Genomic DNA, 23,498 nt, shown 5'->3' on the forward strand with positions numbered 1-23,498 from the left:
CGGCGCCCCTGTGGAGATGTTCTCTGAAGTTGTGGATGCGGCGCCCACTGTACCGGGGGCGTGCGGGGCGGGACCGTATGACCTGATCTTCGGAAGAGGTGATCTTCAGAAGCGCTGAGGGTCGATCTTCGGGAGGGGCGGACTTCAGGCTAAAGGCCCGATGGGCACCCGGCGCGTCGCCGGATGCCCATCGGAGCCGTACTCATGTCTCTGGTGCGTGCTGTCAGTCCTCGGAGGAGGACGGCAGCTGGGTGGTGATCAGGTCCATCACCGAGGAGTCGGTGAGTGTGGTGACGTCGCCCAGTTCGCGGTTCTCGGCGACATCGCGCAGCAGGCGCCGCATGATCTTGCCGGAGCGGGTCTTGGGCAGTTCGGCGACCGGCAGGACCCGCTTGGGCTTGGCGATCGGGCCGAGGGTGGTGCCGACGTGGTTGCGCAGCTCCGCGACCAGTTCGTCGGAGGCGGTGGCGGTGGAGCGCAGGATGACGAACGCGACGATGGCCTGGCCGGTCGTCTCGTCGGCCGCGCCGACCACGGCGGCCTCGGCGACCGAGGGGTGGGAGACGAGGGCGGACTCGACCTCGGTGGTCGAGATGTTGTGTCCGGAGACGAGCATGACGTCGTCGACCCGGCCGAGCAGCCAGATGTCGCCGTCCTCGTCCTTCTTCGCACCGTCGCCCGCGAAGTACTTGCCTTCGAAACGCGACCAGTAGGTGTCGATGAACCGCTGGTCGTCGCCCCAGATGGTGCGGAGCATGGAGGGCCACGGCTCGGTGAGGACGAGGTAGCCGCCCCCGCCGTCCGGCACCTCGTTGGCGTCGTCGTCCACCACTGTGGCGGCGATGCCCGGCAGCGCGCGCTGGGCGCTTCCCGGCTTCGTCTCCGTCACACCGGGCAGCGGCGAGATCATCATCGCGCCGGTCTCGGTCTGCCACCAGGTGTCCACGATCGGGCACTTGTCGGCGCCGATGTGCTTGCGGTACCACATCCACGCCTCGGGGTTGATCGGCTCACCGACCGAACCCAGGACGCGGAGGCTGCTGAGGTCGAACTTCGCGGGGATGTCGTCGCCCCACTTCATGAACGTACGGATCGCCGTCGGGGCGGTGTAGAGGATCGTGACCCCGTACTTCTGCACGATCTCCCAGAAGCGGCCCTGGTGCGGGGTGTCCGGGGTGCCCTCGTACATGACCTGCGTCGCGCCGTTGGCCAGCGGCCCGTAAACGATGTACGAGTGCCCGGTCACCCAGCCGATGTCGGCGGTGCACCAGTAGACGTCGGTCTCCGGCTTGAGATCGAAGACCGCCTGGTGCGTGTACGAGGCCTGCGTGAGGTAGCCGCCGGAGGTGTGCAGGATGCCCTTCGGCTTCCCTGTGGTGCCCGAGGTGTAGAGGATGAAGAGCGGCTGCTCCGCCTCGAAGGCCTCGGGGGTGTGCTCGGCGGACTGCCGGGCGGTGATCTCGTGCCACCAGACGTCGCGGCCCTCGGTCCACGCGGTGTCCTGGCCGGTTCGGCGGACGACCAGGACGTGCTCGACGCTCTCGAACCGGGAGACGGCGTCGTCCACGGCGGGCTTGAGGGCGGACGGCTTGCCGCGGCGGTAGCCGCCGTCGGCCGTGATGACGACCTTGGCGTCCGCGTCCTTGATACGGGCGGCGATGGCGTCGGCCGAGAAGCCGCCGAAGACCACGGAGTGCGCGGCGCCGATGCGGGCACAGGCCAGCATCGCGACGGCGGCCTCGGGGATCATCGGCAGGTAGACGGCGACCCGGTCGCCCTTGCCGACGCCCAGCTCGGTCAGCGCGTTGGCGGCCCGGGAGACCTCGTCCTTCAGCTCCGCGTAGGTGATGGCCCGGCTGTCGCCCGGCTCGCCCTCGAAGTGGATGGCGACCCGGTCGCCGTTGCCCGCTTCGACGTGGCGGTCCACGCAGTTGTACGCGACGTTCAGCTTGCCGTCCGCGAACCACTTCGCGAAGGGCGGGTTGCTCCAGTCGAGGGTCTCGGTCGGCTCGGTGGCCCACGTCAGGCGGCGGGCCTGCTCGGCCCAGAAGCCCAGCCGGTCCGCCTCGGCCTGCTCGTACGCCTCTGCGGTGACGTTGGCGTTGGCGGCCAGCTCGGCAGGCGGAGCGAACTTCCGCTCTTCCCGAAGCAGGTTGGCCAGGCTCTCGTTGCTCACGACTTCTCCCAGTCCCAGGGTGTCCGTTGTGTCCCGGGGCATAGCTCATCAGGCGCGAGGCCGGGTGACAAGTGTCTGCCGGGAATTGGTTTAGACCTGTGTCTTCGTGTATGGAGCCATGATCCCGCCCCGCGATTCAGGGTCGCCGTACGACGCGTGGCGCGCGGCGGTTCCGTCCCTCGTGGTGCGCCGGGGTGCGATGAGGAACGGGGCCGTTCGGTTGCACGGGCCCGGGGCTCGTCCGGTTCAGACCGGGGGCGTTCGGGCTAGTTGATAACTCTTATCAGTGAATAAGCAGCTTTTCATTCGGTATGTCGCCCTTGCCGTGCGGGACCGCGTGCGAATTTGGCCGCGCCGTGTCGGCACTTCAACGCAAATAACCTGCAAGGAAGAGGGTGGGCGGATGATGGCCGCCACGAAGAGGATCGCCTTGGGCGTCATGACCACGGCCTTGGTCGCCGTTCTCGCGGGCTGTTCCGGAGCCGGATCCGGAGGGGCCGCGTCCGGGGGTGCGGGAGCCGACGCGGAGAAGGGCGCCCACGGCGCCAAGGAGAACCCCCCGGCCGCCGCCCCGAAGAACGCCGTCAAGCTCATCGGGGACGGGTCCACCGCCTTCACCGGGGTCCAGCCGAAGATGCCGGCCGCCGAACGCCTGGCGCCCGGCGAGAAGCCGCCCCAGTTCGTGGTGTTCTCCTGGGACGGTGCCGGAGAGGACAGCCAGAAGCTCTTCTCGCACTTCCGTGGCGTGGCCAAAAAGTACAACGCCAACATGACGTACTTCCTCAGCGGCGTGTACCTGCTGCCGGAGGACAAGAAGGACCTCTACAACCCGCCCCAGCACGCGCCGGGCCGTTCCGACATCGGCTTCAACGACACCGAGGGCATCCGCGACACCCTCGCCGAGGTTCGTGCCGCCTGGAAGGACGGCAACGAGATCGGCACCCACTTCAACGGCCACTTCTGCGGCAAGGACGGCGGCGTCGGGACCTGGTCCGTCGATGAGTGGAAGAGCGAGATCAGCCAGGCGAAAGCTTTCGTCAAGAGCTGGAAGACCAACACTCCGGAGCTGAAGGGCGAGGCCCCGCTCCCCTTCGACTACGACAAGGAACTGGTCGGAGCCCGCACCCCCTGCCTCGAAGGGCAGAAGAACATGGTCGCCGCAGCGCGGACCATGGGCTTCCGCTACGACTCCAGTGGCGTCGGCAACCAGGTCTGGCCCCAGAAGAAGGACGGGGTCTGGGACATTCCGCTCCAGCTCGTTCCGATGCCCGGCCGCGCCTTCGAGACCCTCTCGATGGACTACAACTTCATGGTCAACCAGTCCGGCACGGCCACCCAGGGGGACCCCTCCCAGCACGAGTACTGGGGGAACCAGATGCGGGACGGGCTGCTCCAGGCCTTCGATCGCTCGTACGGCGGCAACCGGGCGCCCCTGATCATCGGCAACCACTTCGAGTCCTGGAACGGCGGCACCTACATGCGCGCCATCGAGGAGACCATCGCGAAGGTGTGCACCAAGGAGGGCGTGCGCTGCGTGTCCTTCCGGCAGCTCGCCGACTGGCTGGACGCGCAGGACCCGAAGACGTTGGCCAAGCTCACCACGCTCGGCGTCGGCGAGGCGCCCAAGACGGGCTGGTCGTCCTACCTCGGCACCCAGTCGGCTGCCGCGCCGCCCGCGGACAAGGGCACGGAGAAGGGCGCCGCGGGTCCGGCTCCCGCGGGAGCACCCGGCCGGAACACCGACTGACGGTCGATCGAGCAGTCGGCCGGAACACCGACGGCCGACGGTCCGACTGACGGTCGATCAAGCGCCAGCCGGCACACCGACGGTCGACGGGGTAACCGGTCAGCCGGGCGGCCGGGCAGCCGGTCGACCCGTCGGAGCATCGGAACAATGGCTGAATCGCACCCCATCGTTCGCCGGCCACCTTCCCGTGGCCGGCGAACGGCGAACGGCGAACGGCGAACGGCGAACGGCGAACGGCGATCAGCGATCAGCGATCGGCGAACAGGGGCAGGTGGCTGGCCGCCTGTGCCCGGCCGCCTGTGCCCGGCCACCGGCGAACGGCGGCCGAGGAGTGCGGGGTTGCCGAACGCAGGGGCAGGGGCGGGTGACCGCGGGCGCGGGCGGTGAACGTGGCGGCTCCCGCGTGTCGCGTCAGGCGGGGGCGGTGACGCCCGCTCCGGCGTGCCGCTCGTCGAGCACGAAGGAGGGGTCGACCTGGGCGGCCAGGTCGGCGCCGGTCTTCTCGTTGCCCCAGCTCTCGGCGTTCTTCAGGTGGAAGTGCACCATCTGGCGCGTGTAGCGCTCCCAGTCGCGCAGCTCGTACGAGTCCTCGGCGGCGTTCTGCAGTGCTTGGAGGGCCATCCGGTTGTCGGCCTCCAGCAGCTCGAACCTGGACGGCCGACCCTTCTCCATCGACCGGACCCAGTCGGAGTGGCCGATCCCGATCAGCAGGTCGTCGCCGACCTCCGCGCGCAGGAACTCCAGGTCGTCCGGGCTCTGCACCTTGTTCCCGACGACCTTCAGGGCGACGCCGAAGTCCCGTGCGTACTCCTTGTACTGGCGGTACACCGACACCCCCTTGCGGGTCGGCTCCGCGACCAGGAACGTCATGTCGAAGCGCGTGAACATACCCGAGGCGAACGAGTCCGAGCCCGCTGTCATGTCGACCACGACGTACTCGTCGGGACCGTCGACCAGGTGGTTGAGGCAGAGCTCCACGGCTCCGACCTTGGAGTGGTAGCAGGCCACTCCGAGATCGGACTCGGTGAAGGGGCCCGTCGCCATCAGCCGGATGTCCCCGTCGTCGAGCCGCACCGTACGCGCGCAGGCCTCGAAGATCGGGTTGTCCTCGCGGACCCGCAGCAGTCGGGAGCCCTCGCCGGGCGGAGTCGTCTTGATCATCGTCTCGGCGGAGGCGATACGGGGGTTGGCGCCCCGCAGGTAGTCCTTGATGAGGGGGAGGTGCGCACCCATGGCGGGCAGCGCGGCGGCCTCCGCCTCGTCCAGGCCGAGAGCGGCCCCCAGGTGTTGGTTGATATCGGCGTCCACGGCGACGACGTGGGCTTCGTTGGCGGCGAGGTGGCGGATGAAGAGCGAGGACAGCGTGGTCTTTCCGCTGCCGCCCTTCCCGACGAAAGCGATCTTCATGTTCACCTACGGTAGCGGTTTCCTCGCTCTGTGCTGTCATCGTTCCGTGAAGAAGGCCACTTGAGGGTGGTCCCGGCGGGACGGGCGCGTAGCCTCGCTACTTATGAGTACGACTACCTCAGACCCGCTTGCCGCGCTCGGTTCCCTGCCCGGCGCGCCCGATGCCGTGGACTCCGTGCGCAAGGCCGTCGACCGGGTCTACGGCCATCGCGTCATGCGGCGCCGCAGCAATGAGGTCACGGCCGAAGCCGCTCTGCGGGGTTCTCGTGGTTCGGCCGCGCTGGCCGGTGCCGACTGGAACCTCGAGGAGGTGCGTCGGCGTACCGACTTCAGTGGTGAGGACGAGGCGCGCATGGTCGGCGCCGCGCTGCGACTCACGGCGGAAGCGGGCCAACTCCTCTCCATCTGGCGGCAGTCGCCGGTGCGGGTGCTGGCTCGGTTGCATCTGGTGGCGGCCGGCGGGGCGGCTCCCGACGACGCGGTGGGGCGTCCGCGCCTGGCGGGTGAATCCGTCGACGAGCCGCTGATCGAGGCGCCGCTTCCCGGGGCCGAGGAGGTCGCCGGACGACTCGAAGGCCTCTCTCAGCTGATCATCGCGGGCGGCAGCGCCCCCGCTCTGGTCACGGCCGCCGTGGTGCACGGCGAACTGCTGGCGCTCCGGCCGTTCGGCTCGCACAACGGCCTGGTGGCTCGGACGGCCGAGCGCATCGTGCTGATCGGCAGCGGACTGGATCCGAAGTCGATCTGCCCGGCCGAGGTGGGGCACGCGGAACAGGGCCGGGCGGCCTATGTCGCGGCGTTCGCGGGCTACACGGCCGGAACCCCGGAGGGCATGGCCGCCTGGATCGCCCACTGCGGGCGCTCGATCGAGCTGGGTGTGCGCGAGTCGACCGCGGTGTGCGAGGCGCTTCAGCGCGGCGCGGCCTGAGGGCGGTACGCGGCAGGCGCGGGAGGGATCGACTTCCGGGCGGCGGAAGGGTGATGGCCCGGGGTGACGGAAGGGCGATGGTCCGGGGCAAGGGCCCGGGGCAAGGGTTGCGGCGGTACCGATGTGCGGTACCGCCGCTGGCACGTCCGCCCAGTTACCAAGCGTCCTCGTAAATTGCCCATCAGGTCGGGTGCTTTGCCCGTCACCTGGTGCGGCTGGCCCGTAATCGACGGGTCGACGTCGCGTGGGTGCTCGGCTTTCGTGCGCGGTCCGTGGGGCCGTTCTGCGTTACAGGTCATCCTCGCGGATGTCCTTGGTCTCGCGGGCCGTTAAATCCTTTGTACTCCAGGACCAGGGGAAGGGAAACCCCTGGCCCCACTTCTTTACTTTTAGGTTCAATCAGGGGCGAATCGGGCGCGGGTGCTCCGGGGGCATCCCGCTCCGCCCTCACCCCGGCAGGGCGGAGTCGGCGGTGCGTCGACGACTGGCGTACCAGACCAGCCCTGCGGTGACGGCCGCCGCGCCGACCGCGGCCGCCGCCACGAGAGCGGGGCGGGGCGGCATCGAGAAGGCGGGCAGGCGCTGCTTGAGCCGGACCGGGCGATTGAAGACGAGAATCGGCCACTCGCGAAGGGTCGCTTCGCGGCGCAGCGCGCGGTCGGGATTGACCGCGTGCGGGTGGCCGACCGATTCCAGCATCGGCACGTCGGTCGCCGAGTCGCTGTAGGCGTAGCAGCGCGAGAGGTCGTACCCCTCGGAGATCGCGAGCGCCTTCACGGCCTCGGCCTTGGTCGGCCCGTAGGCGTAGTACTCGACCTCACCCGTGAAGCAGCCGTCGTCGCCGACGACCATGCGCGTGGCGACGACACGGTCGGCGCCGAGCAGTTCGCCGATGGGTTCGACGACTTCGGCGCCCGAGGTGGACACGATGACCACATCGCGTCCTGCGGTGTGGTGTTCCTCGATGAGGGTGGCGGCCTCGTCGTAGATGATCGGGTCGATCAGGTCGTGCAGGGTCTCGGCGACGATCTCCTTGACCTGCTGGACGTTCCACCCCTTGCAGAGGGCGGAGAGATACTCACGCATCCGCTCCATCTGGTCGTGATCGGCGCCCCCGGCGAGGAACACGAACTGTGCGTACGCAGTGCGCAGTACAGCGCGGCGGTTGATCAGTCCGCCTTGGTAGAAGGACTTGCTGAAGGTCAGCGTCGAAGACTTCGCAATGACCGTCTTGTCCAGGTCAAAGAAGGCTGCTGTGCGCGGCGAGAAGCAGTTTTCCACAACGCTGAGCATAGGGGCCCACCATTCGGCGTAAACTCCGGCGCGTGGGTTTGCCTGAGAAGGCCCTCGGGTACACCATGGAAGTCACGGATCGTTCGCGACCGTGCTAACCCGGTCCGACTCCTCCCCCCCCCGAGTCGGCCGTGGGGACGACCCCCGCTCTCCCCCCGGCGGGGGTCGTCGCATGTCCGGACGCATTTTTGGGGTGGGAACCACCTGAGCCTCCCGTCCGGCCGTCTTCGGCCTGATCGTGCGAGCCGGGCGTTGTGCGACTCGTCTCGTCACAGTGTGTAGCCAAAGGCCTGCGCTCCGGAAGTCGCTGGTTTGGGTTACGGAGTTATTCACAACCCCGAGGTTGTCCACAGTTTTTCATCAAGATCCACATGATTTTCCGCGGTGCTGCACGTTGATTCCACCCGCGAAGTCCGCGGGTGCCGGAATCGCGCATCTCGGAAACGCTCCGAGAACGCCGCGAACCGCACTGAAGGGGCAGTGAGAAGGGGGCGGAGATCGTGAGTGGATCGCTTGTGGGAGAAGGGGCGGCGGTCGCCGATGGGCGGCGCGGAGGCCCGCTGATCGTGACCGAGGACGTGGAGCTGCTCGACGATCTGCTGAGGCTGTGCGCCGCGGCCGGAGCCGAGCCGGAGGTCCATCACGGGCCGCCCGTACGTCGCGGCGGCTGGGAGCGGGCTCCGATGGTGCTGGTCGGCGATGACGCCGCCGCGCGATGCCGGGGCGCCGGCCGCAGGAAGGGCGTGATGCTGGTCGGCCGGGACCAGGACGACCCGTACGTGTGGCGGCGGGCGGTGGAGATCGGGGCCGAGTATGTGCTGCGCCTGCCCGATTCCGAGGGCTGGCTCGTCGATCAGATCGCCAACGCGGCCGAAGGCGTGGGGCGGCCCGCGCTCACCGTCGGCGTGATGGGCGGCCGGGGCGGCTCCGGCGCATCGACGCTGGCCTGCGCGCTGGCCGTGAGTGCGGCGAGGTCCGGCCGGCGGACGATGCTGATCGACGCCGACCCGCTGGGCGGCGGGATCGACGTCCTGCTCGGAGGCGAACGCGCCGAAGGAATGCGGTGGCCGGATTTCGCGCAGTCGAAGGGGCGGCTCGGCGGTGGAGCCCTTGAGGACTCGCTGCCCGCGCTCCACGGGCTGCGGGTGCTGAGCTGGGGTCGCGACGACGAGGTGGTGATCCCGCCGCAGGCGATGCGGGCGGTGCTCGCGGCCGCGCGCCGACTCGGCGGCGTGGTGATCGTGGACCTCCCGCGCCGGGTCGACGAGGGAGTCGCGGAAGCCTTGGCCCAACTCGATCTCGGCCTGCTCGTGGTGCCCGGCGAACTGCGCGCGGTCGCAGCGGCCAAGCGCGTCGCGGCCACGGCCGGCATGGTCCTGGACGACCTGCGGGTGGTGCCCCGGGGCCCGTATGCGTCGGGCCTGGACGGGCAGTGGGTCGCGCAGGCCGTCGGCCTTCCGCTCGTCGGTGAACTCCCTTCCGAATCCGGCCTTCTGGCCTCGCAGGACGGTGGCACCCCGCCCGGCGGCAGTGCCCGGGGCCCGCTGGCCCGGTTCTGCTCGGCCTTCTGGGACCAAGTGGCGGCCGCCGGTGACCCAAGTTCCGTGACCGGCCCGCACGGGGGAGGGACGGCATGACGGACGAACTGCTCGACGCCGTACGCCAGCGGCTGGCACGCAGCGGTGCCGCTCCCACTCCGGCCGGAGTGGCCGCCGCTCTGCGGGCCCAGGGGCGGCTGTTGGGGGATGCCGAGGTGCTCGGGGCCGCGGCGGAACTGCGGGGCGAGCTCGTCGGCACGGGAGTGCTGGAGCCGTTGCTCGCGGATCCCGCGGTGACCGATGTGCTGGTGTCCGCGCCGGACCGGGTGTGGGTGGACCGGGGCGGCGGGCTCCAGCTGACGGGCGTCACCTTCCCGGACGCGGCGGTGGTCCGGAGACTGGCCCAGCGTCTCGCCGCGGTCGCCGGCCGGAGGCTGGACGACGCGCGGCCGTGGGTGGACGCACGACTGCCCGACGGCACACGGATGCACGCCGTGCTGCCGCCGGTGTCCGTCGGCTCGACCTGCCTCTCGCTGCGCGTGGTGCGGCCGCGGGCCTTCTCGCTCATGGAGTTGGTGGACGCGGGCACGGTGCCGCCGGGCGGCGACCGGATCCTGCGCGCCCTCGTGGAGGCGCGGATCTCCTACTTGATCAGTGGCGGCACCGGGGCGGGCAAGACGACGCTCCTCGCCAGTCTGCTGGGGGCGGTCGGCGCGGACGAGCGCATCGTGCTCGCCGAGGACTCCGCCGAACTGCGGCCGGATCATCCGCATGTGGTCCGACTGGAGTCACGCCCGGCCAATCAGGAGGGCGCGGGCCGGGTGACGTTGCGCGATCTGGTGCGCCAGGCGCTGCGCATGCGGCCCGACCGGCTCGTGGTCGGGGAGGTGCGCGGGGCCGAGGTCCTGGACCTGCTGGGCGCGCTGAACACCGGCCATGAGGGAGGGTGCGGCACCGTCCATGCGAACGCCGCCGAGCATGTCCCCGCCCGACTGGAGGCGCTGGGCACCGCGGCCGGTCTTGACCGTGTCGCCCTGCACAGCCAGTTGGCGGCCGCGCTCTCGGTGGTCGTGCACCTCGTGCGGGACCGTGCGGGGCAACGGCGGGTCGCCCAGGTGCACTTGCTGGAGCGGGACGCGGCGGGACTCGTCCACACGGTCCCGGCCCTGAGCTGGGGCGTCGGCGGATTCGTTCCGGAGCGGGGATGGGAGCGGCTGCGGTCACTGATCGGAGGTGCGTTGTGACAGGGGGAACGCCCGCGTACACGGCCCACGCGGTGGCTCTCTGCGCGGGTTCGGCGGTGTGGCTCGCGATGATGCGGGACCCGGGTGTGCGGCGGGCCCGGGTGTTGTTCGTGGACGCTCCGCCCGCGTCGCGTCAGCCGTGGGGCCGGTGGCCACGTCTGCTGAAGATCTGGTGGCGCGTCACGGAGTCGGCCCGGGTGCGCCGGGAGTGGTGGTGCGTTCCGCCGGCGGTGCTGCTTGCGGTGCTGGGGAGTTCGGTGCTGCCGCTGGTCGCGGGAGCCGTTGCGGTCCCGTTGGCGCGTCGATGGCTGCGGAGGAGGGCCGGAGCGCGGGAGGCGGAGAGGGCGGCGGCTGGGGTGGCGGCGTTGTGCGGAGCCGTGGTCGGGGAGCTGCGGGCCGGCCGCGAGCCGGGGCAGGCGTTGCTGGTCGCGCTGCGCGAGGGCCTGGCGCAGGACGGCCTTTGGGCGACGTCCGCCGCCGGCGGCCTGCTGGGGGAGGCGGAGGCCGCGGTGCTGGCGGCGGCGCGGTTCGGCGGTGACGTGCCGGCGGCGTTGCGGCAGGCGGCGGCGGGTCCGGGTCTGGAGGGGCTGTCCGGGATGGCCGTGTGCTGGCGCGTGGCCGTGGACGGCGGGGCCGGGCTGGCGACCGGGCTCGAACGCCTGGAGGCGGCGCTGCGGGGGGACCGGCGCAGACGGGAGGAGTTGCGCGCCCAACTGGCGGGAGCGTGGTCGACGGTCGTGGTCCTGGCACTGCTCCCGGTCGCGGGCCTGGGGCTGGGAGCGGCCCTCGGAGCCGACCCCCTGCGCGTACTGCTGCACACCCCGGGCGGCCTGGTCTGTCTGGCGATGGGCGCGTTCCTGGAGGCGGCCGGGCTCTTCTGGGCCTGCCGGATCGTGCGGGGAGGGGAGGCGGGGTGAGCGCGCCGGGCGGAGAAGTTCTCCACAGCCTGGGGATGTCGGCGGCGGTGCTCGGCGTGATGGCGCAGCTGGCCGCCATGACTGCCGCCGGGCATCGGGAGCGGGCGGTTCGCGGGCGGGGCGCACTGTTGCTGGGCATGGTCACGGCGGCACGGCCCGGCAGGTGGAGCCGGATGGCTGCACCGTTCCGGTCGAGCGGCGGGCCGGGTCTCTCCGAGGCCGCTCGGCGGTGGGCGGCTCCGGCGGGGGCCTGGCTGACCGGATGGATCCTGGTCGGCGGTGTGCTGGGCTGCGCCGTCGGTTCGGCCGTGGCGTACGGGATATGGCGGTGGCAGCGGACCCGGCCCCGTCGTCGTCCGGGCGGTACGCGCCCGGAGCGGGCCGTGATCGCCGAGCAGCTTCCCCTGGCCGCGGATCTGCTGGCCGCCTGTATCGCGGTCGGGGCGGGCCCCCGGGAGGCGGCCGAGGAGGTGGGTGAATCCATCGGTGGCCCGGTCGGCGATCGGCTCGCCCGAACCGCCGCCGAGATCCGCCTCGGCGGTGAACCGGCCGAGGCATGGGGCCGGTTCGGGGAGATACCGGGCGCAGGCCCGCTGGCCCGCTGCCTGCACCGGGCAGGTTCGACGGGGGCTCCGGCCGCGGAGCCGGTTGCCCGGCTGGCCGAGTCGATGCGCGCCGAGCGAGCCGGTGCGGCGGTGGCGCGGGCGCAACGGGCCGGGGTGCTGATCACCGCGCCGGTCGGGCTCTGCTTCCTCCCCGCCTTCCTGACGGTCGGGGTGGCGCCGGTGATCATTGGCCTGGCCGGCGACCTGCTCGCGAACGGCCGTCCGGGCCCGTGACGTTGCGCGTGGGTCGGACCATCGGCGACCGGTCGGTCATTTTCGCTGTCACTCACGGGTGTTCCGTTGGGGCACCCGCTCGTCATCGATGCTCATCGGGGGATGAAATGGAAACGAAGTTCTGGGACCGGGCCGTCGACGCTCTGCGCGCGGGGCGGCTGTCCACAGGGGCGCCGGACCGGCCAGCGAAGTGGTCCACATGGTGGGCGGGGCGGCTTGGCCGGTCCGATCGGGGGATGACCACGTCCGAGTATGCGGTGGGCACCATCGCGGCGTGTGCCTTCGCGGCGGTGCTCTACAAGGTCGTGAACAGCGGGCCGGTGCTGTCGGCGATGCAGTCGCTGGTCGAGGACGCGCTCGATGCGAAGTTCTGAGGTCCAGGCGGGGCCTCGTCCGGGGAAGGGGTGTGTGGCGTCGGCCCGCGACCTTCCCCGGGGGCGGAACCGGAGCCGGGCCACGCGAGGCGACGGGCGTGGTGACCGGGGCGCGGTGACCGCGGAGGCGGCCTTGGTGATCCCGGTGCTGGTGGCGTTCACGATGGCGTTGCTCTGGGCGCTGATGGCGGCCTCGGACCAGATCCGGTGCGTGGACGCGGCGCGTGCGGGGGCGCGGGCCGCGGCCCGTTCGGAGCCGGAGGCCGCGGTGCGGGAGGCCGCGCGTGACGCGGCGCCCCAGGGAGCCCGGATCGAGGTGGGGCGGGCGGGAGACCTGTGGCGCGTCCGGGTGGAGGCGCCGACCCCGGGGCCGGGCGCGCTGACCCTGACGTTGAGCGCCGAGGCGGCCGCCCTGGCGGAGGACACGGTGGGGGGTGCCGGGCCATGAGGGAGAGGGGACCCGAGGGCCGAGGGCGCGACGAGCGGTGCCGTCGGGATGTGCTCCGACGGCGAGGCCGGGCTCAGGGTGCGGACCTGGGTGTGGTCCGTGGTGTGGACCTGGGCGTGGATCGGGGCGTGGGCCCTTGTGCGGACCTGGGCGCGGTCCGCGGCGTGGATCGGAGCGCAGTCCCTGGCGTGGATGGAGGCGTGCTCCGCGGCAGGGATCGGGGCATGGCGACCGTGTGGGTGGCTGTCACGGCGGCCGGCCTGTGCACCGTGTTCGCCGTTGTGCTGGCGCTGGGACAGGCCGTGGCGGCCCGTCACCGGGCGGGCGGTGCCGCGGATTTAGCGGCCCTCGCGGCTGCGGACCGGGCGCTGGAGGGAACGGGCGTCGCCTGCGGGGCGGCCCAGCGGGTGGCCTTGGCGCAGGGCGCCGTGCTCGTTCGCTGCGCGGTGCGCGGGGAGATCGCCGATGTGACCGCCCGTTCGAGGTTCGGGCCCTACGAGCCCGCCGTCAGGGCCCGAGCCGGCCCGCCGACCGCTCCCCGCGCCACGGCGGCCGACAAGGTCATCCGGGTCCGGCCGGCCGCCGCGGTAATGCGGGCGCGCCAGCCGCCGTGGCACGAGCGTTCCGGGCGGCCCGACCGGCCTGACCAACCCGAGCGTGCCGACCAGCCCGAGCGTCGCGTCCAGCGCGACCAGCGCGACCAGCGCGAGCGTTCCGGGCGTTCCGACCGGCCCGACCAGCCCAACCAACCCGACCAGCCCGACCAGCCCGACCAGCCCAACCAGCCCGGTCAGCCCGACCAGCCCGACGGTCCCGACCAGCCTGGCCCGAGCGTTCCGACCGGCCCGACCAGCCTGAGCGGCCCAACCAGCCCAACCAGCCCAACCAGCCCAAGCGTTCCGACCGGCCCGGGGCGGGCACGGGTAGTCGGTCATGAGCCCGGTGGCATTATCGACGAACGTGAAGATGCTACGGACCTTGACTGCGGTGGCCATTTCGCTGGCCGCGTCGGCGGGATGCTCGACATCGCCCCTGCCCGCGGACGACGCCGGCGGGCCCGCGCCGCTGACGTCGTACGCCCCCGCAGACCGGGTGGCGATGCCGGAGATGGCGGGGGAACGCGTCGACGGCGACGGGCGGTTCAGCCTGAAGGGGCTGCGGGGCAAGGTCGTCGTGGTCAACGCGTGGGCGTCATGGTGCGGTCCGTGTCGTGCGGAGGCTCCCGGTCTCTCCCGGGTGCACGAGGAACTGCGGAGCAGGGGGCTACGGGTCGTGGGCGTCAACGCGGATGTGTCGATCGGCGATGCACGTGCCTTCGAGAAGGACGCGGAGCTGGTGTATCCGAGTCTGCACGACCCGCAGGGTCGGCAGCTCCTCCGGCTCCCGAAGGGTGTGGTGAACACCACCGGATATCCGTTCACGATCATCGTCGACCCGGAGGGGCGGATCGCCGCCGCACGGATCGGAGCGATCGGAGAGGCGGAGTTGAAGCGGCTGGTCGTACCGCTCCTGCCGTCCTGACCGCGCTCGTCGACCGCCGGGCATCCGGCGGATCAACCCTCCGGTGTGTTCGCTCCGTCCGGCTCCGGGGGCGCGGCCCTGAGGAGTTCGGTGAGCAGGCGTACGGCTCCGCGCTTGTGCAGGGGCTCGTTGCCGTTGCCGCACTTGGGGGACTGGATGCAGGAGGGGCAGCCCGCCTCGCACTCGCAGGAGGCGATGGCCTCCCGGGTCGCCGTCAGCCACGTCACTGCGGTGTGGAAGGCACGCTCGGCGAATCCGGCGCCGCCCGGGTGGCCGTCGTACACGAAGACCGTCGGCAGCAGGGTGTCCGGGTGCAGCGGCACGGACACGCCGCCGATGTCCCAGCGGTCGCAGGTGGCGAAGAGCGGCAGCAGGCCGATCGACGCGTGCTCGGCGGCGTGGAGCGCGCCGCCGAGGATCTCCGGGTTGATCCGGGCCGCGTCGAGTTGGTCCTCGGTGACGGTCCACCAGACGGCGCGGGTGCGCAGGGTGCGGGGCGGCAGGTCGAGCTTCGTCTCGCCCAGGACCTCCCCGGTGATCAGTTTCCGGCGGAGGAACGAGACGACCTGGTTGGTGACCTCGACGGAGCCGTAGCAGAGCCGCCCCTGACCCCAGGGGATCTCGGTGTCGGTCTCCAGCACGGTGATGGCGGTGGTGTCGCGGGCGACCGTCGAGTAGGGCGGGTCGGCCTGTTCGACCAGGGCCACGGAGTCCTCCAGGTCCAGTTTCCGGACCAGGTGGGTGCGGCCCTGGTGGAGGTGGACGGCCCCTTCGTGGACGGTCGTGTGCGCGGCGGCCGCGTCGACGGTGCCCAGCAGGCGGCCGGTGCCCTCCTCGACGATCTGGACGGGACGGCCGCCCCCGCCCCGGATGTCGGCGAGGTCGGCGGCCCGTTCGCGACGGGTCCAGTGCCACCCCGAGGCACGCTTCCGGAGGAGCTTCGCAGCCTCCAGCTGCGGCAGCAGCTCGGGGACGGCCGGGCCGAAGAGCGCGATGTCGGTTTCGGTGAGGGGAAGTTCGGCGGCCGCGGCGCAGAGATGGGGGGCGAGGACATAGGGGTTGTCGGGGTCCAGCACCGTCGACTCGACGGGTTGCCGGAAGAGTGCCTCCGGGTGGTGCACCAGGTAGGTGTCCAGCGGGTCGTCCCGGGCCACGAGAACGGCCAGGGCGCCCTGGCCCGAGCGGCCGGCGCGTCCCGCCTGCTGCCAGAGTGACGCCCGGGTGCCCGGGTAGCCGGAGATGACGACCGCGCCGAGACCGGAGACGTCGATGCCCAGTTCCAGGGCGGTGGTGGCCGCCAGACCGAGCAGCTCGCCGGAGTGCAACGCCCGCTCCAGGGCCCGGCGCTCCTCGGGGAGGTAGCCCCCGCGATAGGCGGCGACCCGCTTCGGCAGCGAGCGGTCGACCTCCGCGAGCCGCTCCTTGGCGATCAGCGAGATCAGCTCCGCGCCGCGCCGGGAGCGTACGAAGGCGACCGAGCGGACGCCCTGGAGGGTCAGGTCGGTGAGCAGGTCGGCGGTCTCGGCCGTCGCGGTACGGCGTACGGGGGCGCCCTTCTCGCCGTGCAGGTCGGTCAGCGGGGGCTCCCACAGGGCGAACACCAGCTCGCCGCGCGGGGAGGCGTCGTCGGACACCTCCTGGACCGGCAGGCCCGTCAGACGCCCGGCTGCGACCGCGGGATCCGCTGCCGTGGCGGAGGCCAGCAGGAAGACCGGATCGGCCCCGTAGCGGGCGCACAGGCGGCGCAGGCGGCGCAGGACCTGGGCGACGTGGGAGCCGAAGACGCCCCGATAGGTGTGGCACTCGTCGATCACGACGAATCGCAGGGCCCGCAGGAAGGACGCCCAGCGAGGGTGGGACGGCAGGATCCCGCGGTGCAGCATGTCGGGGTTGGTCAGAACGTAGTTCGCGTACTGGCGCACCCATTCGCGTTCCTCGACCGGGGTGTCGCCGTCGTAGACCGCGGGCCTGACGGCGTTGCCGAGCGGGGCCGCGAGTGCCTTCACCGAGCGCCGCTGGTCGGCTGCCAGGGCCTTGGTGGGCGCGAGGTACAGGGCGGTGGCCCCGCGGCCGTTCGGAGCCTCGGAGCCGCTCAGGAGGGCGCTGAGGACCGGCGCGAGGTACGCGAGGGACTTCCCGGAGGCCGTGCCGGTGGCGATCACGACGGATTCGCCGTCCAGCGCGTGCTCGGCCGCGGTCGCCTGGTGGGCCCACGGATGGTCGATCCCGGCTTTTTCGATCGCCGAGATCACTTCTGGCCGGATGCGATCCGGCCAGATGGCATGGGTTCCCGACCGCGGGGGCAAGTGCTCCGTATGAGTGATGCGCGCGGCCCGGCCCGCCCCTGCGGCGAGCCGGTCGAGGATCATGGCGGGAGAGGGGCGCGAGTCCCCACTCTCGGGTGGTCGTCCGGGACGGTGATTCTTGGCCATCGGCACCGAGTGTGTCACTGGCGTGACGGACAATGGTCCCAAGGCGTCGTGCATGGCTGCTGGTAAGTGATTGAATGCCATCGCGGCTGGCGATCCGTCCCCTGGCCTCCGTCGGGGAGACCGAGGGGCGACCGCTCGATAGCAAGGTGCTGGAGGATCCGTGGACCTGTCCCTGTCGACTCGCAATGTGTCCGGCCCTGGTGGCGACCGTACGGTCGTCGAGGTCGGTGGCGAGATTGATGTGTATACCGCGCCCAAGCTGCGCGAGCAGTTGGTCGAGTTGGTGAATGACGGCAGCTACCACTTGGTTGTCGATATGGAAGGTGTCGACTTCCTCGACTCCACCGGCCTCGGCGTGCTCGTGGGCGGCTTGAAGCGTGTCCGGGCCCATGAGGGCTCGTTGCGCCTGGTCTGCAACCAGGAGCGCATTCTCAAGATCTTCCGGATCACAGGTCTGACCAAGGTGTTCCCGATTCACACCACGGTCGACGAGGCTGTCGCCGCCACCGACTGAGGTCGGAGCGGACTGGCCTCCGGGCCGGTCGGCAGGCAGTGAACAGGCCGGCAGCGGCAGTGCTTGGGCCGTGACGGGCAGGCGGTCGACCCTTGGGTCGGCTGCCGGCTTTGTCGGCTTCCGGAGGAGGAGAGCAGGGGTGCCGGGCGAAACGCCCGGGGCCTCTGAGGCGTACGCCCAAACGTTCGAGGGGGATGGCATGGCCACCGTTGAACTCCGCTTCAGCGCCCAGCCTGAACATGTCAGGACGGCCCGCCTGGTGGCGGCCGCCGTGGCGCGCCGGGCCGGCGTCGACGAGGCGGTGCTCGACGAGGTCAGGCTCGCCGTCGGCGAGGCGTGCAGCCGCGCGGTCGGGCTGCACCGCAGTCACGGCATCACCGCGCCGGTCAGCGTGGCGTTGACCGAGGAGGAGAAGATGTTCTCCATCGAGGTCGGGGACAGCGTTCCCGGCCCCGGCGGGGAGCCGGCCGCCTCGGGGGCGCGTGACGGCGCCGGTGGTTCCGGAGCGGGGCTGGACGAGCCGGACGGCGAGGGCGAGGACGAGATGGGCCTCGCGGTCATCAGTGGTCTCGTCGACGACGTGGAAGTCCGCTCCGGTGCGGGCGGCGGAGTGATCCGTATGAGCTGGCCGACGGCCGGCGTCGCGGCACAGCCCTGAGGCTCCCGCCCGTGCCCGCGACCCCGAGGGGCTGAGGCGCCGGGACCGCCTTCGCGCTCCCTGAGGTGCGGGGGCGCCCAGGCGTGCGGGCGATGTTTCGTTTTCCCAGGCCCTGCTGAGCAGGGCCTTTCTTCTTGTTTCTCTTCGTGAACCGCTTCTTGACCTTCTTGTCGAGGCTTTTCGCGGGGCGCTCCCCAGGCCGGGGGTAATGCGTATGCCGCATTACTGCATTCGAGCAGAATCTCTCCGCTGATCTTTGGCGTTGAGGGGAGATCGATCAATTCTCCTCCCGCCCACTGTTTTGATCAGGTTCCGCTCCCTACAATCCGTCCACGACTTGAGCGCTGAGCGTCAAGGAGGACGTATGGCGGAGTTCTTCACCACCCCAATGGCAGCACTGACGCAAGAATCCGCACTTTCCGACCGACCCGTCTCCCTCGCGGCGGCGGTACTCACCGACGGCAACCGGATGATCATCATCGTGGTGGCGGTCGTCGCCGTCGCCGCGCTGATCGTCGCCCAGCTGCTCGTACGCCAGGTCCTGGCGGCCGGCGAGGGCACCGAACGGATGAAGGAGATCGCCGCGGCGGTCCAGGAAGGCGCGAACGCCTATCTGGCCCGACAACTGCGCACGGTCGGTGTTTTCTCCGTCGTCGTGTTCTTCCTGCTGTTCCTGTTGCCGGCCGACAACTGGTCGCAGCGCGCGGGGCGTTCCCTCTTCTTCCTGGTGGGCGCGATTTTCTCGGCAGCGACCGGATACATCGGCATGCGGCTCGCCGTGCGGAGCAATGTGCGGGTGGCCGCGGCCGCGCGTGAGGCGACTCCGGCGGAGGGAGAACCGGAAAAGGATCTCACCGCTGTCTCGCACAAAGCGATGAAGATCGCTTTCCGTACCGGTGGCGTGGTCGGAATGATCACGGTGGGGCTCGGTCTGCTCGGGGCTTCCTGCGTGGTGCTCGTCTACGCGGCCGACGCGCCCAAGGTGCTGGAGGGATTCGGTCTCGGCGCCGCGCTGATCGCCATGTTCATGAGGGTCGGCGGTGGGATCTTCACCAAGGCCGCCGACGTGGGTGCCGACCTGGTGGGCAAGGTGGAGCAGGGCATCCCGGAGGACGATCCGCGCAACGCCGCCACCATCGCCGACAACGTGGGCGACAACGTCGGTGACTGCGCGGGCATGGCCGCCGACCTCTTCGAGTCGTACGCCGTGACGCTCGTCGCCGCGCTCATCCTCGGGACCGCCGCGTTCGGCGACTCCGGTCTGGCCTTCCCCCTGATGGTTCCGGCGATCGGCGTCGTCACCGCGATGATCGGGATCTTCGCGGTCGCCCCGCGTCGCGCCGACCGCAGCGGGATGACCGCGATCAACCGGGGCTTCTTCATCTCCGCGGTGATCTCGCTCGCCCTGGTGGCCGTGGCCGCCTTCGTCTATCTGCCGTCCACCTACGCCGAGCTGGACGGGGTCACCGACGAGGCGATCGCCGCGCACGGCGGCGATCCGCGCGTCTTCGCCCTGGTCGCCGTCGCCATCGGCATCGTCCTGGCCGCGCTCATCCAGCAGCTCACCGGCTACTTCACCGAGACCAACCGCCGCCCCGTCCGGGACATCGGGAAGTCCTCGCTCACCGGCCCGGCCACCGTGGTGCTCGCGGGCATCTCCATCGGCCTGGAGTCGGCCGTCTACACCGCTCTGCTGATCAGCCTCGGCGTCTACGGGGCGTTCCTGCTGGGCGGTACGTCGATCATGCTGGCGCTCTTCGCGGTGGCGCTCGCCGGAACGGGGCTCCTCACCACCGTGGGGGTCATTGTGGCCATGGACACCTTCGGTCCGGTCTCGGACAACGCCCAGGGCATCGCCGAGATGTCCGGGGATGTCACGGGGGCCGGTGCCCAGGTGCTCACCGACCTGGACGCGGTCGGCAACACCACCAAGGCCATCACCAAGGGCATCGCCATCGCCACCGCCGTGCTGGCGGCGGCGGCGCTCTTCGGGTCCTACCGCGACGCCATCGCCACGGCGGTCGACGACGTCGGGGCCGGAGTGGGCGAGCTCGGGCTGAGCCTGGACATCTCGCAGCCCAACAACCTCGTCGGCCTGATCCTGGGCGCCGCGGTCGTCTTCCTGTTCTCCGGGCTCGCCATCAACGCGGTGTCCCGCTCGGCCGGATCCGTGGTCTACGAGGTCAGGCGGCAGTTCCGCGAGCACCCCGGGATCATGGACTACTCGGAGAAGCCGGAGTACGGGCGGGTTGTCGACATCTGCACGCGTGACGCGCTGCGCGAACTGGCCACGCCGGGACTGCTCGCGGTGCTGGCGCCGATCGCGGTCGGCTTCAGCCTCGGCGTCGGCGCGCTCGGCTCGTACCTCGCGGGCGCGATCGGCACCGGAACGCTGATGGCGGTGTTCCTCGCCAACTCCGGCGGCGCCTGGGACAACGCCAAGAAGCTCGTCGAGGACGGCCACCACGGTGGCAAGGGCAGCGAGGCCCACGCCGCGACCGTCATCGGCGACACGGTCGGCGACCCGTTCAAGGACACGGCGGGCCCGGCGATCAACCCGCTCCTGAAGGTGATGAACCTGGTCGCCCTGCTCATCGCTCCGGCGATCGTGCAGTTCAGTTATGGAGCGGACGCGAATCCCTGGGTGCGGGCGCTGGTGGCCGTCGTCTCCATCGGGATCATCGTCGTCGCGGTCTACATCTCCAAGCGCCGGGGCATCACGGTGGGCGACGACGACGCCTCGGCGGGCGCGGGTCCCTCGGTCCCCGCACCGGATCCCGCGGCGGCCCCGTGATCCGTGCGTACGGGAGGGGCGTCGGCCGCTCCATGGCGTGACGCACGATCAGGTGACGGGCGGGCGGTGCGCACTGACGCGCCGTCCGCCCTCTTCCCCTGCCGCCACGGGCGTCCGGCGGTGTCCGGTGGCGTCCGGCGGTGTGGGCACCGGCGGTGTGCCGAGAATCGCCAGAAGCCCTTCGGGTGAGTGACCGATCAGGCGTCCGATTCCCTGCATGAGTGGCATCTCCCTCATTTCCCTTGGTGCAAATGGCTTCAAAAGGGTGCACACCGGATGACCGGCACCCGGCTCTCGCCCCCTCGGCGTGTAAGTTCCGGGGCCGAGAGCCTTGGAAGGGACCAATCCGGTGAACAAGAAGCTTGCAGCCGCACTGTCCGGCGGTGCGGTACTCGTACTGACGCTGTCGGGCTGCAGTGACGACAGCGACAACAAGGTCAACGACTGGTCCAAGAAGGTCTGCGACCAGGTTCAGCCGCAACTGCAGAAGATCGCCAACGCCAACGCCTCCATCCAGCAGCAGACCGCGGACAACAGCAAGCCCGCTGACGTCCAGAAGACCGACTCGGCCGCCTTCCAGCAGATCTCCCAGGCGTACAAGTCCCTGGGCACCGCCGTGGACTCGGCCGGCCCGCCGCCGGTCGACGACGGCGAGACCACGCAGAAGGAGGCGGTGAAGGAGCTCAACGCCTCCTCCAAGGCGTACGCCGGCCTCAAGACGAAGGTCGACGCGCTCGACACCAAGGACCAGGCGAAGTTCGCCGACGGACTGAAGGGCATCGCCGACGAGCTGAACAAGATCAGCACCAGCGGTGACCAGGCTCTGAAGAAGCTCCAGTCCGGCGAGGTCGGTGTCGCGATGTCGAAGCAGGAGGGCTGCCAGAAGCCGACCGCCTCGACCGGCCCCTCCGGCTCCGGAGCCGCCGACGCCGCCGCGTCCCCGGAGAGCTCGGCCTCCGAGAAGAAGGATTCGACGGACAAGGGCTCGACCGAGAAGGACTCGACCGAGAAGGGCTCGACCGAGAAGGACTCGGCGGAGAAGGACTCGGAGTAGAAGGCCTGAGCGCCGTTCTCCCGGCCCGGACACCCGGTGGGTGTCCGGGCCGCTGCCGTTGTCGGTGGGACCGGACACAATGGGTGGGTGAGTGAGACCAGCCTTCCCACATCCGACCACGCCGCCGCCCTCCGCGAGGCTCTCCTCGCCGCGGACTTCACCGCGGACGGGCTCCTCGAACGCCTCGGCGCGCCCGCCTATGCCGCCCTCGCCCGCAGCGAGACGGTGCCCGCCCTGCGGGCCACCCGGGGCGACACCCCGCTCGACACCTTGGTGCGGCTGTTCCTCCTGCAGCGCCCCGTCGACGAGGAGCGGGCCCGCGCCGCCCTGCCGCTGGCCGAGTGCGTCGCGGACGGCTGGGTGACCCACGTGGACGGGACGGTCCGCGCGAGCGTCGACGTACGGCCGTACGGGGGGCCGGACGGCGAGGACTGGTTCATCGTGTCCGACCTCGGATGCGCGGTCGGCGGTGCGGGCGGTATCGCCTCGCGCGAGGAGGGCGTCGTCCTCGGGGTCGGCGGGGCCTCCACCACCCTCTCCGGGATCACCGTCCGGGCGCCGGTCGTCTCGGCCCTCGACCTCGGTACGGGCTCCGGCATCCAGGCGCTGCACGCCGCCCAGCACGCGACCCGGGTCACCGCCACCGACCTCAACCCCCGCGCCCTGGAGTTCACCCGGCTCACCCTCGCCCTGTCCGGCGCCGCCCCCGCCGACCTGCGCGAGGGGTCCCTCTTCGAGCCGGTGGGCTCCGACACGTTCGACCTGATCGTCTCCAACCCGCCCTTCGTCATCTCGCCCGGCGCCCGCCTCACCTACCGGGACGGCGGCATGGGCGGCGACGACCTGTGCCGCACGCTGGTGCAGCAGTCCGGCGACCATCTGAACGAGGGGGGATACGCCCAGTTCCTCGCCAACTGGCAGCACGTGGAGGGCGAGGAGTGGCAGGACCGGCTGCGCTCCTGGGTGCCGTACGGCTGCGACGCCTGGATCGTCCAGCGCGAGGTCCAGGACGTCACGCAGTACACCGAGCTGTGGCTGCGGGACAGCGGCGACCACCGCAGCGATCCCGCCGAGTACGACGAGCGGTACGAGGCGTGGCTCGACGAGTTCGAGGCGCGGGGCACCACGTCCGTCGGATTCGGCTGGATCACCCTGCGCAGGTCGGCAGCGGCGGCGGCCGGGAATCCCTCGATCGTCGTCGAGGAATGGCCGCACGCGGTGCAGCAGCCGCTCGGACAGGCCGTCCAGGAGCACTTCGCCCGCCAGGACTACCTCCGTGACCAGGATGACGCGGCGCTGCTGGCCGGGCACTTCGCCCTCGCCGTCGAGGTCGTGCAGGAGCAGGTCGGCCTGCCGGGTGCGGAGGACCCCGAGCATGTGGTGCTGCGTCAGCACCGCGGCATGATGCGGGCGACCAAGGTCGACGCGGTGGCCGCCGGGTTCGCGGGTGTGTGCGACGGCTCGCTGCCCGCCGGGCGGATCCTGGACGCCATCGCGCAGTTGATGTCGCAGGACCCGGTGCTCCTGCGCGACCGCACCCCGCAGGCGATCCGGCTGCTGGTCGAGGAGGGCTTCCTGGAGCCGGTGCCCGGCGCCGGATCGCAGGGCGAGTAA

Annotated in this window: 18 protein-coding genes and 1 pseudogene; 15 read left to right on the forward strand and 4 right to left on the reverse strand. The window is 71.1% G+C overall.

Annotated features, from left to right (window positions below):
- Positions 1-223 precede the first annotated feature (223 nt).
- On the reverse strand, positions 224-2,218 hold the full coding sequence (gene acs / locus ACH4UK_RS35685; RefSeq protein ID WP_398363212.1) for an acetate--CoA ligase: 1,995 nt from the start codon (positions 2,216-2,218) through the stop codon (positions 224-226).
- Positions 2,219-2,579: 361 nt separating this feature from the next.
- On the opposite strand from acs, the gene ACH4UK_RS35690 reads away from it, so the two are divergent.
- The gene (locus tag ACH4UK_RS35690) at positions 2,580-3,923 is read left to right on the forward strand and encodes a hypothetical protein (protein WP_398363214.1); all 1,344 of its coding nucleotides are present in this window, start codon (positions 2,580-2,582) and stop codon (positions 3,921-3,923) included.
- 411 nt (positions 3,924-4,334) lie between these two features.
- Here ACH4UK_RS35690 and ACH4UK_RS35695 read toward each other — a convergent pair whose 3' ends face one another.
- Positions 4,335-5,330, reverse strand: a complete 996-nt coding sequence (locus ACH4UK_RS35695) for an ATP-binding protein (RefSeq protein ID WP_398363216.1) — start codon at positions 5,328-5,330, stop codon at positions 4,335-4,337.
- Positions 5,331-5,433: 103 nt separating this feature from the next.
- Between ACH4UK_RS35695 and ACH4UK_RS35700 the strand changes: the two genes are divergently transcribed.
- On the forward strand, positions 5,434-6,258 hold the full coding sequence (locus tag ACH4UK_RS35700) for an oxidoreductase (RefSeq protein WP_398363218.1): 825 nt from the start codon (positions 5,434-5,436) through the stop codon (positions 6,256-6,258).
- A gap of 447 nt (positions 6,259-6,705) precedes the next feature.
- Here the strand turns inward: ACH4UK_RS35700 and ACH4UK_RS35705 are convergent, their stop codons facing one another.
- Positions 6,706-7,551 carry an HAD family hydrolase gene (locus ACH4UK_RS35705; protein WP_398363220.1) on the reverse strand — a complete coding sequence of 282 codons (846 nt, stop codon included), beginning with the start codon at positions 7,549-7,551 and terminating at the stop codon, positions 6,706-6,708.
- Between the two features lie 566 nt (positions 7,552-8,117).
- Here ACH4UK_RS35705 and ssd point away from each other — a divergent pair.
- The 8 genes and pseudogenes from ssd (at position 8,118) to ACH4UK_RS35745 (ending at position 14,432) form a co-directional block, all read left to right on the forward strand.
- Positions 8,118-9,188, forward strand: a complete 1,071-nt coding sequence (gene ssd / locus ACH4UK_RS35710; protein ID WP_398363269.1) for a septum site-determining protein Ssd — start codon at positions 8,118-8,120, stop codon at positions 9,186-9,188.
- Positions 9,185-10,333, forward strand: a complete 1,149-nt coding sequence (locus tag ACH4UK_RS35715) for a TadA family conjugal transfer-associated ATPase (protein ID WP_398363222.1) — start codon at positions 9,185-9,187, stop codon at positions 10,331-10,333. The genes ssd and ACH4UK_RS35715 overlap by 4 nt, the downstream gene beginning before the upstream one ends.
- Positions 10,330-11,250, forward strand: a complete 921-nt coding sequence (locus ACH4UK_RS35720) for a type II secretion system F family protein (RefSeq protein WP_398363224.1) — start codon at positions 10,330-10,332, stop codon at positions 11,248-11,250. Before ACH4UK_RS35715 ends, ACH4UK_RS35720 begins: the two co-directional genes overlap by 4 nt.
- A gap of 35 nt (positions 11,251-11,285) precedes the next feature.
- Positions 11,286-12,089, forward strand: a complete 804-nt coding sequence (locus ACH4UK_RS35725; RefSeq protein ID WP_398363271.1) for a type II secretion system F family protein — start codon at positions 11,286-11,288, stop codon at positions 12,087-12,089.
- A 107-nt stretch (positions 12,090-12,196) separates the two neighbouring features.
- Positions 12,197-12,463, forward strand: coding sequence for a DUF4244 domain-containing protein (locus tag ACH4UK_RS35730; RefSeq protein WP_398363226.1), 267 nt, complete (start codon positions 12,197-12,199; stop codon positions 12,461-12,463).
- Between the two features lie 115 nt (positions 12,464-12,578).
- Positions 12,579-12,911, forward strand: coding sequence for a TadE family type IV pilus minor pilin (locus ACH4UK_RS35735; protein ID WP_398363227.1), 333 nt, complete (start codon positions 12,579-12,581; stop codon positions 12,909-12,911).
- Between the two features lie 224 nt (positions 12,912-13,135).
- Positions 13,136-13,378: pseudogene (locus tag ACH4UK_RS35740) on the forward strand (Rv3654c family TadE-like protein); the annotation flags it as partial.
- Positions 13,379-13,898: 520 nt separating this feature from the next.
- The gene (locus ACH4UK_RS35745) at positions 13,899-14,432 is read left to right on the forward strand and encodes a TlpA family protein disulfide reductase (RefSeq protein ID WP_398363229.1); all 534 of its coding nucleotides are present in this window, start codon (positions 13,899-13,901) and stop codon (positions 14,430-14,432) included.
- Positions 14,433-14,464: 32 nt separating this feature from the next.
- On the opposite strand, the gene ACH4UK_RS35750 is transcribed toward ACH4UK_RS35745, so the two are convergent.
- Positions 14,465-16,945 carry a DEAD/DEAH box helicase gene (locus ACH4UK_RS35750; protein WP_398363231.1) on the reverse strand — a complete coding sequence of 827 codons (2,481 nt, stop codon included), beginning with the start codon at positions 16,943-16,945 and terminating at the stop codon, positions 14,465-14,467.
- Between the two features lie 79 nt (positions 16,946-17,024).
- Between ACH4UK_RS35750 and ACH4UK_RS35755 the strand changes: the two genes are divergently transcribed.
- The 5 genes from ACH4UK_RS35755 to ACH4UK_RS35775 all read left to right on the forward strand — a co-directional run bounded on the left by ACH4UK_RS35755 (position 17,025) and on the right by ACH4UK_RS35775 (position 23,498).
- Positions 17,025-17,378, forward strand: a complete 354-nt coding sequence (locus tag ACH4UK_RS35755; RefSeq protein WP_003967428.1) for an STAS domain-containing protein — start codon at positions 17,025-17,027, stop codon at positions 17,376-17,378.
- A gap of 199 nt (positions 17,379-17,577) precedes the next feature.
- Positions 17,578-18,036: an ATP-binding protein gene (locus ACH4UK_RS35760; RefSeq protein ID WP_398363233.1), complete on the forward strand. Its 459-nt coding sequence runs from the start codon at positions 17,578-17,580 to the stop codon at positions 18,034-18,036.
- A 364-nt stretch (positions 18,037-18,400) separates the two neighbouring features.
- Entirely contained in the window at positions 18,401-20,830 is a 2,430-nt protein-coding gene (locus tag ACH4UK_RS35765) for a sodium-translocating pyrophosphatase (RefSeq protein WP_398363234.1), read from the forward strand.
- 349 nt (positions 20,831-21,179) lie between these two features.
- On the forward strand, positions 21,180-21,884 hold the full coding sequence (locus tag ACH4UK_RS35770) for a small secreted protein (RefSeq protein ID WP_398363236.1): 705 nt from the start codon (positions 21,180-21,182) through the stop codon (positions 21,882-21,884).
- Positions 21,885-21,971: 87 nt separating this feature from the next.
- The gene (locus ACH4UK_RS35775) at positions 21,972-23,498 is read left to right on the forward strand and encodes a methyltransferase (RefSeq protein WP_398363237.1); all 1,527 of its coding nucleotides are present in this window, start codon (positions 21,972-21,974) and stop codon (positions 23,496-23,498) included.

Origin of the sequence: Streptomyces sp. NPDC020884 (genome assembly GCF_044333935.1) — a bacterium.
Lineage (GTDB): Bacteria > Actinomycetota > Actinomycetes > Streptomycetales > Streptomycetaceae > Streptomyces.

What these genes read in the sequence shown, in the direction of transcription:
- ACH4UK_RS35725 (WP_398363271.1), top strand. Translation starts at nt 11,286, where the DNA reads ATGTCGGCGGCGGTGCTCGGCGTGATGGCGCAGCTGGCCGCCATGACT.
- ACH4UK_RS35730 (WP_398363226.1), top strand. Translation starts at nt 12,197, where the DNA reads ATGGAAACGAAGTTCTGGGACCGGGCCGTCGACGCTCTGCGCGCGGGG.
- ACH4UK_RS35715 (WP_398363222.1), top strand. Translation starts at nt 9,185, where the DNA reads ATGACGGACGAACTGCTCGACGCCGTACGCCAGCGGCTGGCACGCAGC.
- ACH4UK_RS35695 (WP_398363216.1), bottom strand. Translation starts at nt 5,330, where the DNA reads ATGAAGATCGCTTTCGTCGGGAAGGGCGGCAGCGGAAAGACCACGCTG.
- ACH4UK_RS35700 (WP_398363218.1), top strand. Translation starts at nt 5,434, where the DNA reads ATGAGTACGACTACCTCAGACCCGCTTGCCGCGCTCGGTTCCCTGCCC.
- ACH4UK_RS35765 (WP_398363234.1), top strand. Translation starts at nt 18,401, where the DNA reads ATGGCGGAGTTCTTCACCACCCCAATGGCAGCACTGACGCAAGAATCC.
- ACH4UK_RS35760 (WP_398363233.1), top strand. Translation starts at nt 17,578, where the DNA reads ATGGCCACCGTTGAACTCCGCTTCAGCGCCCAGCCTGAACATGTCAGG.
- ACH4UK_RS35690 (WP_398363214.1), top strand. Translation starts at nt 2,580, where the DNA reads ATGATGGCCGCCACGAAGAGGATCGCCTTGGGCGTCATGACCACGGCC.
- ACH4UK_RS35705 (WP_398363220.1), bottom strand. Translation starts at nt 7,551, where the DNA reads ATGCTCAGCGTTGTGGAAAACTGCTTCTCGCCGCGCACAGCAGCCTTC.
- ACH4UK_RS35750 (WP_398363231.1), bottom strand. Translation starts at nt 16,945, where the DNA reads ATGGCATTCAATCACTTACCAGCAGCCATGCACGACGCCTTGGGACCA.
- acs (WP_398363212.1), bottom strand. Translation starts at nt 2,218, where the DNA reads ATGCCCCGGGACACAACGGACACCCTGGGACTGGGAGAAGTCGTGAGC.